Here is a 15,117-nt window from a genome sequence, read left to right as displayed (position 1 = left end):
GATGCCCGATGTGGGCGCAAGGCATCAGTCCTGTTTAGTCGTCTCAATTGCCATCATTGAATTGCAACGCCGCCAGCCGCGCATACAGCGGATTGCTCGCGATCAATTCCTGATGTGTCCCGACGGCCACCAGCCTGCCCTGGTCCATCACCGCGATCCGATCGGCGTTTTTCACCGTGGCCAAGCGGTGGGCAATCACCAGCGTGGTGCGATTTTGCATCAGCGTTGGCAGGGCCTGCTGGATCAAATGCTCGCTTTGCGCGTCGAGAGCACTGGTGGCTTCGTCGAGCAGCAGAATCGGCGCGTCCACCAGCAGCGCGCGGGCGATGGCCAGGCGCTGGCGCTGACCGCCGGACAGGCCGAGGCCACCGTCGCCCAGATGGGTCTGATAACCGTCGGGCATTTGTTCAATGAAGTCGTGCGCGTGGGCGATTCGTGCGGCTTCCTTGACCTGCGCAAGCGTGGCCGTCGGGCAACCGTAGCGAATGTTCTCCTCCACACTGCCGAAAAACAGCGCAGGCGTTTGCGAGACCAGGGCAAAACAACGGCGCAGATCCAGTGGATCGAGACGGGTCAGCGGCACGCCATCGAGCAGAATCTGGCCCTCGCGCGGATCGTAAAAGCGCAACAACAAATCGTAAACCGTGGACTTGCCCGCGCCGGACGGCCCGACCAAAGCGAGGGTTTCGCCCGCCTTCACCGTCAGATCCAAGCCATCGACCGCATAGCTTTCTGGGCGCGACGGGTAGGAAAAACGCACGTCGCGAAGCTCAAGTTCACCTCTGACCCGCGGCGGCAACGTCACCAGACCGGTCGTTGGCGGCTGGATGATATTTTCCGAACGCAGCAGTTCGGCGATACGTTCAGCCGCGCCCGCGGCGCGTTGCAGTTCGCCGATGACTTCGCTCAAGGTGCCGAACGCGCTGCCAACGATCAGGCTGTAGAAAACGAACGCCGCCAGCTCACCGGCCGAGATCCGCCCGGCCATCACATCCATGCCGCCGACCCACAACATCACGGCCACAGCGCCGAGCACCAGCACAATCACCAGCGTGATCAGCCATGCCCGCTGGAAGATGCGTTTGCGCGCGGTCTCGAACGCCTGCTCGACGGTTGCGGCAAAACGCTGCTCATCCTGCACCTGATGGTTATAGGCCTGCACGGTTTTGATCTGGCCGAGGGTTTCGGACACGTAGCTGCCTATGTCGGCGATGCGGTCCTGGCTTTGCCGCGACAGATTACGCACGCGTCGGCCGAAGATCAGGATGGGCGCAATCACCAGCGGCAACGCAATCACGACGATGCTGGTGAGTTTCGGATTGGTGATGAACAGCAGCACCACGCCGCCGATGACCATCAACAGGTTGCGCAGAAACAATGACAGCGACGAGCCGATCACCGATTGCAGCAGCGTTGTGTCGGCGGTCAGTCGCGACTGGATCTCCGAGCTGCGGTTGTCCTCATAGAACCCCGGATGCAAATACACCAAATGATTGAACACTTGGCGGCGGATGTCGGCGACTACCCGCTCGCCGATCCAGGACACCAGATAGAAACGGGCGAAGGTGCCCACCGCCAGTGCAAACACCAGCAACATGAAAATCCCGATGGACTGATTGAGCAGGTGCGGCGATCGAGTCATGAAGCCCTGATCGACCAATAGCTTGATGCCCTGCCCCATCGACAAGGTAATGCCGGCAGTGGCGATCAGTGCCAGCAGCGCGCCAAAGGCCTGCCAGCGATACGGCAGGAGAAAATGACTGGTCAGGCGCAGGGCGCGCCGGTGCCGGGAAGAAAGCATGGAGATCATGGAATTCACGTCTGCGCTGATGAATAGGGCCAGCCTGATGACTCAGATGGGGGGGAACTCTGTAAATCACAATGAGTCAGGTTAAATATGCCCGTGATGTCCGGATGCTAGAAACGATTGGTCTAAGGCTCCGGTTGAGGCCGGCCGACATTTCTGTTTGAGTAGAGATGCCGCCGACCGACAGACCGCAGGGAGTTGTCATCGCCTGGTCACGCGGCGGTTTTACCCTAGGCACGCAACCTGATGAGGAGACAGGCCATGTCCTTGCAACACAGCAGCGAAGACAAGATTCAAGTGATACGCACCCAGCCCGACCAGTCTCTGGGTTGCTCGATTATTGATGAGCAGGGCCGCGAAGTACCGATCACCGAAAACATGATTCAGGACGCTTGTCGCGAACTGGAGAAGCGATTGGTCAAGCCTGCCGAACAAGAGTGATATAGCCACCGTCTTCCTGACCCGGCCCTGCTTGGCCGGGTTTTTTCTGCCTGCAATTCAGGATCGGTGGTATGGCTTTCGCGAGCAGGCTCGGTTTCTAGGCAGCCACCGCCCCCAGCGCCGACACGATCTGCCGCAACGCCGGCGAAGCCCCTTCAATCCGCACCTTCAGCCCTTCGATTTCGCGTCGCACCGGATACTGTTTACGCAACACATCAAATGCCGCACGTTGCTCAGCGACATTGCCTGCCAGACTGCGACGAAAATCCGCGTCGTCACGGCGCGGGTCATACACGCCACGGCACAACATCGCCAGCGCCCATGCAGGGTCGCTGTCGCCGTGCAGGGAAACTTCCGACAACCACGGTGCCGGCAGCAGGTCACTGAGCTGGATACTGGCGGGCTGGCCAGTGAACGTGCAGTAGGCCTGATAGATCTGTGCGGTGCCGCGCTGCTTGCCGTCGAGGCTGTATCCGGCAATGTGCGGCGTCGCCAATACACAGAGCTCGGCTAGCGCAGCATCGACTTCGGGCTCTTTTTCCCAGACGTCGAGCACCGCTTGCAGGTCTTCACGCTCCAGCAGCACCTCACGCAGCGCCGCATTATCGACAACAGGGCCGCGCGCGGCGTTGATCAGCCAGGCACCTTGCTTGAGTTGCTGTAAACGCGGCTGATCGAACAGATGCCAGGTCGCATCGAAGCCGGTGCGCGTCAGTGGCGTATGCAGGCTGATCACGTCGCACTGTTCGATGATCTGCTCGATACTGACGTAATCGCCGCCCTCGACGGCCTGACGCGGTGGATCGCAGACCTTGACGTTCCAACCGAGCCCCTTCAAGACCTTGATCAAGCGACCGCCGACTTCACCGGCACCGACGACACCGTACGTACGCTGGGACAGATCGGCGCCTTCGATCTCGGCCAGCGTCATAAGACTGCCCAGTACGTAATCGACGACGCCACGGGCATTGCAGCCCGGCGCGCTCGACCAGGTAATACCGGCCTCATTGAAGTAATCAAGATCCAGATGGTCGGTGCCGATGGTGCAGGTGCCGACAAAGCGCACCTTGCTGCCCTCGAGCAGCGTACGGCTGACGTTGGTCACCGAACGCACCAGCAATACATCGGCCTGCTCCACCGTCGCGCGATCAATGGAACGGCCCGGCACGCGGCGGATTTCGCCGAAACCGGCAAAAAAATCATCGAGCAGCGGAATATTTTCGTCGGCAACAATCAGCATGGCGGGCTCCTTGGGCGGATCGGCAGTTTAGGTGCAGACGCGTCGATCAGCCAGCAGGGTTTACGCTTACAAATCCGCAACAGAGGATTTTTCCTGACCAAGGCGTCAGCGGCGTAGAATGCGGCGCCTTGCGCATCAACCTCTGTGGACGCTTTGCCTGTGAATTCCGTACCTGACCAACCCGCCGCCGTTTCCCTGACCCGCCCTGCGCGGGTTCGCCTGGAGTTCAAGAACCTGCTCGCCCTGGCGGTGCCGATCATCATCGCGCAACTGGCGACCACGGCCATGGGCTTTGTCGATGCGGTGATGGCCGGACGCGTCGGGCCCAAGGACCTGGCAGCCGTGGCGCTGGGCAATTCGATCTGGGTGCCGGTCTTTCTGTTGATGACCGGGACGTTGCTGGCGACGACGCCAAAAGTCGCCCAGCGTTTCGGCGCTGGCAAGCACAGCGAGATTGGTCCGATCGTGCGGCAGGCGTTGTGGCTGGCGCTGGTGGTGGGCTTGATTGCAACCGCGATGCTGCTTGCCGCCGAACCGATTTTGCACTTGATGAAAGTAGACCCCGAGTTGATCGGCCCGTGCATGCAGTACCTGCACGGGATCGCTAGCGGGCTACCGGCGGTGGCGTTCTACCATGTGCTGCGCTGCACCAGCGACGGCATCGGCCGGACCCGCCCGGCCATGGTACTGGGCCTTTGCGGTCTGGCGCTGAACATCCCGTTGAATTACATCTTCATTTACGGCCATTTCGGCGTGCCGGCGATGGGCGGTGTCGGCTGCGGCTGGGCCACGGCTATCGTAATGTGGGTGATGGCGCTGGGCCTGGCCGGTTACGAGCGTTGGGCGCCGGCTTATCGCTCAAGCGAGCTGTTCAGCCGCTTCGACTGGCCGCAGTGGCCGGTGATCAAGCGTCTGCTGTCGATTGGCTTGCCGATCGGCATTGCGGTGTTTGCCGAGTCGAGTATCTTCGCCGTGATCGCGCTGTTGATCGGCAGCCTCGGTGCCACGGTAGTGGCCGGGCATCAGATTGCGCTGAACGTCAGTTCGCTGGTGTTCATGATCCCTTACTCGCTGGGCATGGCCGTTACCGTGCGCGTCGGCCAGGCGTTGGGCCGTGAAGAACCGCGCGAGGCGCGTTTTGCCGCCGGCGTCGGCATGGGCACGGCACTGGCCTACGCCTGCCTGTCGGCCAGCCTGATGCTGTTGCTGCGCGAACCGATTGCGGCGATCTATACCGCTGACCCGACGGTGATTCACATCGCGGCGATGCTGATTGTGTATTCGGCACTGTTTCAGTTTTCCGACGCCATCCAGGTCACCGCGGCCGGCGCCCTGCGCGGGTATCAGGACACGCGTGTCACCATGATCCTGACCTTGTTCGCTTATTGGGGCATTGGCTTGCCGGTGGGTTACGCACTGGGCCTGACCGACTGGCTCGGCGAGCCACGCGGTCCGAGCGGTTTGTGGCAGGGTCTGATCGTCGGCTTGAGTTGCGCGGCCCTGATGCTGTCGATCCGCCTGACGCGCAGTGCGCGCAAGCGGATCCGGATCAGTCGTTCGGCGGGTTGAAGACTTTACTCAGAACGAAAAAATGTGGGAGCGGGCTTGCTCACGAATGCGGTTTGTCAATCACTGTTGATGTCGACTGACAGATCGCTTTCGCGAGCAAGCTCGCTCCCACATTGGTTTTAGGCGTAGCGGCAATTACGCGTCCTTCTTGCGGATCCAGTACAGATAAGTACCGGCCTCTTCTTGCTGGCTGACCAGTTCATGGTCGAGGAACACGCAAAACTTGGGAATATCGCGCTTGGTCGAAGGGTCGGTGGCGATCACTTTGAGCAGGCCACCGGGCACCAGATCGCGGATGTGCTGATGCAGCATCATCACCGGTTCCGGGCAATTGAGGCCGGTGGCGTCGAGCGTGCCGTCGACCGGGGTATCGATCATTTCACTCATGATTTACTCCAAAAACTGGCCGGCATTGTCGCGCATTGCCGGGGGAGTCGTCTAACCCCTGTGGGAGCGAGCCTGCTCGCGAATGCGGTGTTTCATCCAGCATTGATGTCGGCTGATAAGACGCCTTCGCGAGCAGGCTCGCTCCTACAAGGGTTTGCGCTGTTTCAGCGGGATTTCGGTTTTTTCGTGTCATGCCGACGCAAATGGCAGGTCACTTCCTCGCGGTCGTGATAAAGCTGTTTGCAGCCGATATCGACTTTGATCCCACGCGCCTTGAAACCATCGGCGATGCGTTCAAGCAGACGCTTCACTTCAGCGTACCGCTGCTTCATCGGCAATTTCAGGTTTACCACTGCCTCGCGGCAATGCCCCTCACCGATCCACTCTTCGAGCATCGCGGCGTTACGCGCCGGTTTCTCGACGATGTCGCAGACCATCCAGTCCACCGGTTGCTTGGGCTTGAAGGTAAAACCGTCGGCCATCAAATGCTGCACCAACCCGGTGTCCATCAGGCTTTCGGCCATCGGACCGTTGTCGATGGCGGTGACCAGCATGCCGCGGTTGACCAGTTGCCAGGTCCAGCCGCCCGGTGCGGCGCCGAGGTCGACACCGGTCATGTCGCTGTGCAGGCGATCGTCCCATTGATCGCGCGGAATGAAGTGATGCCAGGCCTCTTCCAGCTTCAACGTCGAACGGCTCGGAGCCTCACGGGGAAACTTCAGGCGCGGAATGCCCATTGGCCACATCGCCGAGTTGCCAGCATCGGCCATGCCGAGAAACACTTCGCGACCGCTTTTGAAAGTCAGCAACAGACGCGGCTTGCTGGCGTCCTCGATCAGCTTGCCGGCGGCGGTCAACGCCTTTCGTAGCGGACCTTCAAATTTCTTGCAGAAGTTCGACAGTTCCTTGCCGTCGTTGGTGTCGACAACTTCCAGCCACAAGCTGCCAAACACCGGGAAGTCGGCCATGTGCGCGAGGATCACGCTGATGCGATCGTTTTCCGGCAAATCAATGAAGAAGCCGCGCGCCCACTGGCGCGGGAAGATCAGCTCGGCAAAACGCTGGCCGCGCATCAGACGTTCGGCGCCGTCTGCTTCGGTGCAGACGAACTCGGCGCACGCGGCGGCCGTTTTGGCCTTGGCGTAGCCGGCCACGTTGAGCCGGGCGGCGAGGTCGGAAATCTCCGAGCAGACTTCGCCCTCGAAGCCGGGCCGGCAATGCATGAATAGGGTGTTCATTCTTACTCCTGGGCAGCGGACGATGATTCGGCCCCTGCGCGATGCTCAAGCCTTGCGTTGCCGCAACGCCTGTCACGAAAACCGGCGCATGATAGCTGAAGTCGGAACCATGGTTGCGCCCATAGAGTCCAGTTATTAGCCAGCTACTCAAAACAGGGCTAGGTTTAAGGCTCTGTCCGTCCCCTCAATCCGTAGCCGTGCGGATTCAAAGGAGTGATCGTAATGCCGTCCCTCGATAGCCTGAATGCTCTCAAAACGTTGATAGTCGATGACAAGACCTACCATTATTTCAGCCTGCCGGACGCCGCCAAGACCTTGGGCGACCTCGACAAGCTGCCGATGTCGCTGAAAGTCCTGCTGGAAAACCTGCTGCGCTGGGAAGATGAAAAAACCGTCACCGGCGCCGACCTCAGGGCGCTGGCGGCCTGGCTCAAGGAGCGCCGCTCCGACCGGGAAATCCAGTACCGCCCGGCCCGCGTATTGATGCAGGATTTTACCGGTGTCCCCGCCGTGGTCGACCTCGCCGCGATGCGCGCGGCGATGGCCAAGGCCGGCGGCGACCCGCAGCGGATCAATCCATTGTCGCCGGTGGATCTGGTGATCGACCACTCGGTAATGGTCGATAAATTTGCCAGCGCCAGCGCCTTCGAAGAGAACGTCGACATCGAAATGCAGCGCAACGGCGAGCGTTACGCCTTTTTGCGCTGGGGCCAGAGCGCGTTCGATAACTTCAGCGTGGTACCGCCGGGCACCGGCATCTGCCACCAGGTCAACCTCGAATACCTCGGCCGCACGGTATGGACCAAAGATGAAGACGGCCGCACCTACGCCTTCCCCGACACGCTGGTCGGCACCGACTCGCACACCACCATGATCAACGGCCTCGGCGTACTCGGCTGGGGTGTCGGCGGGATCGAGGCGGAAGCGGCAATGCTCGGGCAACCCGTGTCGATGCTGATTCCGGAAGTGATCGGCTTCAAACTGACCGGCAAACTCAAGGAAGGCATCACCGCCACCGACCTGGTGTTGACGGTGACGCAGATGTTGCGCAAGAAAGGCGTGGTCGGCAAATTCGTCGAGTTTTATGGCGACGGCCTCGCCGACTTGCCGCTGGCCGATCGCGCGACCATCGCCAACATGGCCCCGGAATATGGTGCGACCTGCGGTTTCTTCCCGGTCGATGATGTGACACTGGACTACCTGCGCCTGTCCGGCCGTCCGGCCGAAGTGGTGAAACTGGTCGAGGCATACACCAAGGCTCAGGGCCTGTGGCGCCTGCCGGGCCAGGAACCTGTATTCACTGACAGCCTGGCGCTGGACATGGGCAGCGTCGAAGCCAGCCTGGCCGGACCGAAACGCCCACAGGATCGCGTCTCGCTGCCGAATGTCGCCCAGGCGTTCAGCGATTTTCTCGACCTGCAATTCAAGCCCACCAGCAAGGAAGAAGGACGCCTGGAAAGCGAAGGCGGTGGTGGCGTCGCAGTGGGCAATGCCGATCTGGTCGGCGAAGCCGAATATGAATACGAAGGCCGCACCTATCGCTTGAAAAACGGCGCGGTGGTGATCGCAGCAATCACCTCCTGCACTAACACGTCCAACCCCAGCGTGATGATGGCCGCCGGGCTGCTGGCGAAAAAAGCCGTGGAAAAAGGCCTGACCCGCAAACCCTGGGTAAAGAGTTCGCTGGCACCGGGCTCGAAAGTCGTTACGGATTACTACAAAGCTGCCGGGCTGACGCAGTATCTCGACCAGTTGGGCTTCTCGCTGGTCGGTTATGGCTGCACCACTTGCATCGGCAACTCCGGGCCGCTGCCGGAACCGATCGAAAAAGCCATCCAGAAAGCCGATCTTACCGTGGCGTCGGTGTTGTCCGGCAACCGCAACTTTGAAGGACGGGTGCATCCGCTGGTGAAAACCAACTGGCTGGCCTCGCCGCCACTGGTGGTTGCCTATGCCTTGGCCGGCAGCGTACGCAGCGACATCAGCAGCGAGCCGTTGGGCCATGACCCGCAAGGCAATCCTGTGTATCTGCGCGATATCTGGCCGAGCAGCCAAGAGATCGCCGACGCGGTAAATCAGGTCAACACGGCGATGTTTCATAAGGAATACGCCGAAGTCTTCGCCGGGGACGAACAGTGGCAAGCCATCGCGGTGCCGCAAGCGGCGACTTATGTCTGGCAGGGCGACTCGACTTATATCCAGCATCCGCCGTTCTTTGACGACATTTCCGGCCCGCTGCCACAGATCGAAGACGTCAAAGGTGCTCGCGTGTTGGCCCTGCTCGGTGACTCGGTGACCACCGACCACATCTCCCCCGCCGGCAATATCAAGGCCGACAGTCCCGCCGGCCGGTACTTGCGGGAAAAAGGCGTCGAGCCGCGGGACTTCAACTCCTACGGTTCACGTCGTGGCAACCACGAAGTGATGATGCGCGGCACCTTCGCCAACATCCGTATCCGCAATGAAATGCTCGGTGGCGAGGAAGGTGGCAACACGATCTACATGCCCACCGGGGAAAAAATGGCGATCTATGACGCCGCCATGAAATATCAGGCTTCGGGCACGCCACTGGTGGTGATTGCCGGGCAGGAATATGGCACCGGTTCGAGCCGGGACTGGGCGGCCAAGGGCACCAATCTGCTCGGTGTCAAAGCGGTCATCGCCGAGAGCTTCGAACGGATTCACCGTTCCAACCTCGTGGGCATGGGCGTACTGCCGCTGCAGTTCAAGCTCGATCAGAACCGCAAGAGCCTCAACCTGACCGGCAAGGAGACCTTCGAAATTCAGGGCCTGAGTGGTGTCGAGTTGACGCCGCGGATGAACCTGCCGCTGGTCATCACTCGTGAGGATGGACGTCAGGAGAGGATCGAGGTGCTGTGCCGGATCGATACGTTAAATGAGGTGGAGTACTTCAAGGCGGGCGGGATCTTGCACTATGTCCTGCGCCAGCTGATTGCCTCCTGATTGACCCTGTATCGTGGTGGGGGAATATATCCCCCACCACAACCTCACACGCCACCGTTGCAGATGTTTTTCTGCAGGCGAAAAAAAACCCGCCGAAGCGGGTTTTTCCCAAGACCATTATCGACTCCCTGTCGGCAGCGATCCTTGCAATGGTCGATCGTCCTTGATCCTGAAACACTCCCTGTGTCTCAGTTGATGTGTGTAGATTACGCAGTGGATCCAATCAGCAATAGTCGTAAAAGCTACCAGCGCGTGTAAGACATTCGCTATAAGACGACTTCCGAAAAACCTTAGACCTGTCAGGCACTGCCGCTTTCCCGCGTCTTCGCCGCCTCGGCAAGGAACTGTTCAAGCCGGCTCAACTGCTCTTCCCAACCCCGACTGTCCATGTAATACGCTTCTTTCTGGCGAATATCGGGAATATGGGCAAAACCGGACTCGGAGACCTTGAGCAGGGTGCCGTTTTCGTAATCTTGCAATTCGAATTTGACCAGCGTCGTCGGTTCCTGGGAATAATCGATCTTGGGATTCACCGCATACGGATGCCAACGAAACGAGAACAACTGCTGCGGCTCGACCCGCTCGATCAGCACATTCCACAAGACGTGTTCATAACCTGGGTAGGTGACCTGCCCCTGCGTCCATTCCCCGGCAATAAACCGCCTGCCCTCCAGCGCCACGCCAAACCACTGGCCGAACGCCTCGGCATCGACCAAAGCGCGCCAGACGTACGAGCGCGGCGCCTTGAGCGTGATTTTGCGTTCGAAACTGTTAGGTACTGGTTTCATACGTCACCTCCTGTTCTGAACACTAGGCTTGTATGACCACATGTCCAATCTGAAGTTGTATCAAACCCGTGCAGCCACCGTATCAGTCAGGAAAAATAAGGCGCATTTGCCGCCCCGACAACTGGCTACGATTGGCTGATACGGCTGTCGCCGGTGGTGTGGTTTTACTACTCGGACACCCGATAGATACCAGCGTCTCGACTGCGTCGACTGAGTAAGCGCGACGCAATCGCTACACTGTTCGGCACTTACCTTCGAAACAGCGAGAATTGCCCATGTCCCCCCGTTTACTCTTGGCCCTGTCGCCCTTCCTGTTCGTACCGTTCGCCCAGTCTGCCGTCGACTGCGCCAATGCCAGCGATCAGGCAACGATGAATCAGTGTGCCGGTCAGGCGTACAAAGCAGTGGATAAAGAGCTGAACACGGTGTATCAACAGATCACCGGGCGCTTGAAGAACAATCCGGACAGCAAAAAAATGCTGATCACTGCGCAACGGGCCTGGATCGGGTTTCGTGATGCCGAATGCCAGTTTTCGGCGTCCGGCGTGGCGGGCGGTAGCGTTTATCCATTGGTTTACAGCCAATGCCTCACCGCCGTGACCAAGGCACGGGTAGAGGCGCTGAAGCCGTATTTGCAGTGCGAGGAAGGCGACCTGAGCTGCCCGGTGCCAGGAGCCTGATTCGCGGCCAGGTATTTAGCAAGAGCTTCACAGCACCCGCTCAGCTTGCGTGAGCCAGTGCTGTGAAGCCGTCACGGTCAAACGTGCGGGTCACCCGGCGCTTTGCTTGGCGCGGCGTATTGCGGCTTGAGATGGCCGTCCTGGTCGAGTAACCAGGCGTCCATGATCTGCCGCACCACCGGGCCCGCGACCCGACCACCGGCCTCGCCGTTTTCGATCATCACCGAAATCGCGATCTTCGGATGCTCCGCCGGTGCGAAGCCGACGAACAAGGCATTGTCGCGGTGGCGCTCGAGGGTTTTCTCACGGTTGTAGCGCTCGCCCTGCTTGATCGCCACCACTTGCGCCGTACCACTCTTGCCGGCGATGCGGTATTGCGCACCGGCCGCGGCCGCACGGGCGATGCCCCGGGCGTCGTGCATGACCATCTGCATGCCATGGTTGACCTGCTCCCAGTCGCGCGGATCCTTGAGCAGGATATTCGGCATAGGGTGTTCGTCGACCGGTGCGACGCCATCGACGGTTTTGGCCAGATGCGGTCGGTTCCACACGCCTTTATTGGCGATCAACGCGGTCGCTTGCGCCAATTGCAGCGGCGTGACCTGCATATAGCCCTGACCAATGCCGAGGATCACGGTTTCGCCGGGATACCACGCCTGACGGCGCGTGGCGCGCTTCCAGGCTTGAGATGGCATCAGGCCCGGCGATTCCTCAAACATGTCCAGCGAGACTTTCTCGCCCAGGCCGAACATCGCCATGTAGTCGTGCAGACGATCGATGCCCAGCTTGTGCGCCAAATCGTAAAAGTAGGTGTCATTGGAGCGCATGATCGCCGCGTCCATGTCTACCCAGCCGTCACCGCTGTGGTTCCAGTTGCGGTACTTGTGATCGAAGTCCGGCAGTTGGTAATAACCTGGGTCGAAAACACGGGTCTGCGGCGTGACGACGCCGGCATCGAGACCGGCGATTGCGACTTCCGGCTTGATGGTCGAACCCGGGGCGTAAAGTCCGCGCAACACACGGTTGAACAATGGCCGGTCGATGGAATCTCGCAGCGCCGAATATTCCTTGGAACTGATGCCGGTGACAAACAGGTTCGGGTCGAAACTCGGGTTGCTGACCATCGCCAGCACTTCGCCGGTCGCTGGATCAAGCGCAACCACCGAGCCTCGACGATCCCCCAGCGCGGCTTCTGCGGCCTGCTGCAACTTGACGTCGAGGCTCAACACGATGTTTTTGCCCGGTATCGGATCGGTGTGTTTAAGCACACGCAGCACCCGGCCCTGAGCATTGGTTTCGACTTCTTCGTAACCGACGTGACCGTGCAGTTGCGCCTCGTAGAAGCGCTCGACCCCGGTTTTGCCGATGGATTGAGTACCTCGATATTCAACCGGATCGAGCACCTTGGACTCTTTTTCATTGATACGGCCGACGTAGCCGATCGAATGGGCGAAATGCGCACCGAGAGGATAATGACGAACGAACTGCGGCTCGACATCCAAGCCCGGCAAGCGGAACTCATTGACCGCGAGAACGGCAATCTGCTCTTCCGTCAGTTCATAAAACAGTGTCACTGGCGTAAACGGGTGACGGGACTGCTTCATGGCTTTATCGAATACCGTACGGTCTTCGGCAGGCAGATGAAGAAGGTTGATGACCTCGTCCAGCTCCCGATTGACATCAGTGGCGCGCTCGCGGGTGATGGTCAGGTTGAAGCTGGGACGGTTATCGGCGAGCAGGACACCGTTGCGGTCGTAGATCAGGCCCCGTGTCGGCGGGATCGGCAAGACATGCACGCGGTTGTTTTCAGAGATCGTCGAGTGGTAGTCGAATTCCACCACTTGCAGGATGTACAACCGTACCACCAAGGCACAGCTGACGGCGAAGACAAACAGGGCGCAGGCGATCAACCGTTTGTTGACCAGGCGCGTTTCTTTTTCATGATCCTTGATCGGGATAGGTTCAGGCATTTCTACAGCAACTCTTTGACATAATTGAGTGCCGATCCATGGGCATGGCATCAGTCCGTTAAAAAACGAGCTGCACCATACCAAAAACTGCGCGGTGACTTCAGAAGGATTTTCCCGACGGCAGCGCTTGCGAAGGTAGCGTTTCGCCGGGATAGCAAAACTTTCTCGCAGGCAAAACAAAACCCCAACTGCTTTCGCAATTGGGGTTTCGGAATTTAATCTTGACGATGACCTACTCTCACATGGGGAAACCCCACACTACCATCGGCGATGCATCGTTTCACTGCTGAGTTCGGGATGGGATCAGGTGGTTCCAACGCTCTATGGTCGTCAAGAAATTCGGGTACCGAATCGTGGCCAGATGGCCGCGCTTCAGCAAATTGGGTATGTGACAGCTTTCGGTGTTTTCGTGAGATTCAAACTTTCGGTTCGTTTCGTCTTCACACACCGCAATCTGGTGCTCTTTCGCTTTTCAGCTCGAAGCAAGCAAATTGCTTGGGTGTTATATGGTCAAGCCTCACGGGCAATTAGTATTGGTTAGCTCAACGCCTCACAGCGCTTACACACCCAACCTATCAACGTCGTAGTCTTCGACGGCCCTTCAGGGAACTCAAGGTTCCAGTGAGATCTCATCTTGAGGCAAGTTTCCCGCTTAGATGCTTTCAGCGGTTATCTTTCCCGAACATAGCTACCCGGCAATGCCACTGGCGTGACAACCGGAACACCAGAGGTTCGTCCACTCCGGTCCTCTCGTACTAGGAGCAGCCCCTCTCAAATCTCAAACGTCCACGGCAGATAGGGACCGAACTGTCTCACGACGTTCTAAACCCAGCTCGCGTACCACTTTAAATGGCGAACAGCCATACCCTTGGGACCGGCTTCAGCCCCAGGATGTGATGAGCCGACATCGAGGTGCCAAACACCGCCGTCGATATGAACTCTTGGGCGGTATCAGCCTGTTATCCCCGGAGTACCTTTTATCCGTTGAGCGATGGCCCTTCCATACAGAACCACCGGATCACTAAGACCTACTTTCGTACCTGCTCGACGTGTCTGTCTCGCAGTCAAGCGCGCTTTTGCCTTTATACTCTACGACCGATTTCCGACCGGTCTGAGCGCACCTTCGTACTCCTCCGTTACTCTTTAGGAGGAGACCGCCCCAGTCAAACTACCCACCATACACTGTCCTCGATCCGGATAACGGACCTGAGTTAGAACCTCAAAGTTGCCAGGGTGGTATTTCAAGGATGGCTCCACGCGAACTGGCGTCCACGCTTCAAAGCCTCCCACCTATCCTACACAAGCAAATTCAAAGTCCAGTGCAAAGCTATAGTAAAGGTTCACGGGGTCTTTCCGTCTAGCCGCGGATACACTGCATCTTCACAGCGATTTCAATTTCACTGAGTCTCGGGTGGAGACAGCGCCGCCATCGTTACGCCATTCGTGCAGGTCGGAACTTACCCGACAAGGAATTTCGCTACCTTAGGACCGTTATAGTTACGGCCGCCGTTTACCGGGGCTTCGATCAAGAGCTTCGCGTTAGCTAACCCCATCAATTAACCTTCCGGCACCGGGCAGGCGTCACACCCTATACGTCCACTTTCGTGTTTGCAGAGTGCTGTGTTTTTAATAAACAGTCGCAGCGGCCTGGTATCTTCGACCGGCATGAGCTTACGGAGCAAGTCCTTCACCCTCACCGGCGCACCTTCTCCCGAAGTTACGGTGCCATTTTGCCTAGTTCCTTCACCCGAGTTCTCTCAAGCGCCTTGGTATTCTCTACCCAACCACCTGTGTCGGTTTGGGGTACGGTTCCTGGTTACCTGAAGCTTAGAAGCTTTTCTTGGAAGCATGGCATCAACCACTTCGTCACCCAAAGGGTAACTCGTCATCAGCTCTCGGCCTTAAGATCCCGGATTTACCTAAGATCTCAGCCTACCACCTTAAACTTGGACAACCAACGCCAAGCTGGCCTAGCCTTCTCCGTCCCTCCATCGCAATAACCAGAAGTACAGGAATATTAACCTGTTTTCCAT

General features: G+C 58.8%; 10 protein-coding genes and 2 rRNA genes (1 of these 12 only partly in view). 4 read left to right on the top strand and 8 right to left on the bottom strand.

The features are described 5' to 3' along the window. Window positions 1-43: 43 nt before the first annotated feature. Complete coding sequence (locus tag HU739_RS00190; RefSeq protein ID WP_186550354.1) at window positions 44-1,810, bottom strand: ABC transporter transmembrane domain-containing protein; 1,767 nt, start codon at window positions 1,808-1,810, stop codon at window positions 44-46. Between the two features lie 258 nt (window positions 1,811-2,068). Here HU739_RS00190 and HU739_RS00185 point away from each other — a divergent pair, with 258 nt between their 5' ends. Next, the gene (locus HU739_RS00185) at window positions 2,069-2,248 is read left to right on the top strand and encodes a PA1571 family protein (RefSeq protein ID WP_186550352.1); all 180 of its coding nucleotides are present in this window, start codon (window positions 2,069-2,071) and stop codon (window positions 2,246-2,248) included. 97 nt (window positions 2,249-2,345) lie between these two features. On the opposite strand, the gene pdxB is transcribed toward HU739_RS00185, so the two are convergent. Further along, window positions 2,346-3,488, bottom strand: a complete 1,143-nt coding sequence (gene pdxB / locus HU739_RS00180; RefSeq protein WP_186550350.1) for a 4-phosphoerythronate dehydrogenase PdxB — start codon at window positions 3,486-3,488, stop codon at window positions 2,346-2,348. 159 nt (window positions 3,489-3,647) lie between these two features. On the opposite strand from pdxB, the gene HU739_RS00175 reads away from it, so the two are divergent. Then, the gene (locus HU739_RS00175) at window positions 3,648-5,057 is read left to right on the top strand and encodes an MATE family efflux transporter (RefSeq protein WP_186550348.1); all 1,410 of its coding nucleotides are present in this window, start codon (window positions 3,648-3,650) and stop codon (window positions 5,055-5,057) included. A gap of 135 nt (window positions 5,058-5,192) precedes the next feature. Here HU739_RS00175 and tusA read toward each other — a convergent pair whose 3' ends face one another. Both tusA and rlmM read right to left on the bottom strand, forming a co-directional pair. Beyond that, window positions 5,193-5,444 (bottom strand): sulfurtransferase TusA, encoded by a 252-nt coding sequence (gene tusA, locus HU739_RS00170; protein ID WP_186550346.1) that lies wholly within the window; start codon window positions 5,442-5,444, stop codon window positions 5,193-5,195. Between the two features lie 164 nt (window positions 5,445-5,608). Further along, entirely contained in the window at window positions 5,609-6,682 is a 1,074-nt protein-coding gene (gene rlmM, locus HU739_RS00165) for a 23S rRNA (cytidine(2498)-2'-O)-methyltransferase RlmM (RefSeq protein WP_186550344.1), read from the bottom strand. Between the two features lie 222 nt (window positions 6,683-6,904). Here rlmM and acnA point away from each other — a divergent pair, with 222 nt between their 5' ends. Then, a complete protein-coding gene (gene acnA, locus HU739_RS00160; protein WP_186550342.1) occupies window positions 6,905-9,646 on the top strand; it encodes an aconitate hydratase AcnA in 2,742 nt (913 codons plus the stop codon). A gap of 299 nt (window positions 9,647-9,945) precedes the next feature. Here the strand turns inward: acnA and HU739_RS00155 are convergent, their stop codons facing one another. Continuing rightward, window positions 9,946-10,434, bottom strand: a complete 489-nt coding sequence (locus HU739_RS00155; protein WP_186550340.1) for an SRPBCC family protein — start codon at window positions 10,432-10,434, stop codon at window positions 9,946-9,948. Between the two features lie 275 nt (window positions 10,435-10,709). Between HU739_RS00155 and HU739_RS00150 the strand changes: the two genes are divergently transcribed. Beyond that, the gene (locus HU739_RS00150) at window positions 10,710-11,114 is read left to right on the top strand and encodes a lysozyme inhibitor LprI family protein (protein WP_186550338.1); all 405 of its coding nucleotides are present in this window, start codon (window positions 10,710-10,712) and stop codon (window positions 11,112-11,114) included. A gap of 77 nt (window positions 11,115-11,191) precedes the next feature. Here HU739_RS00150 and mrdA read toward each other — a convergent pair whose 3' ends face one another. From mrdA to HU739_RS00135, 3 genes are all read right to left on the bottom strand, one after another. After that, on the bottom strand, window positions 11,192-13,084 hold the full coding sequence (gene mrdA, locus HU739_RS00145; RefSeq protein ID WP_186550335.1) for a penicillin-binding protein 2: 1,893 nt from the start codon (window positions 13,082-13,084) through the stop codon (window positions 11,192-11,194). 219 nt (window positions 13,085-13,303) lie between these two features. Further along, window positions 13,304-13,419: ribosomal RNA gene (gene rrf, locus HU739_RS00140) — 5S ribosomal RNA — on the bottom strand. Window positions 13,420-13,590: 171 nt separating this feature from the next. Beyond that, window positions 13,591-15,117 (bottom strand): 23S ribosomal RNA (locus HU739_RS00135) (it continues 1,367 nt past the right edge of the window).

The sequence above is a fragment of the Pseudomonas hamedanensis genome (assembly GCF_014268595.2).
GTDB lineage: Bacteria > Pseudomonadota > Gammaproteobacteria > Pseudomonadales > Pseudomonadaceae > Aquipseudomonas > Aquipseudomonas hamedanensis.
This window is presented reverse-complemented; position numbering and strand designations above follow the sequence as displayed.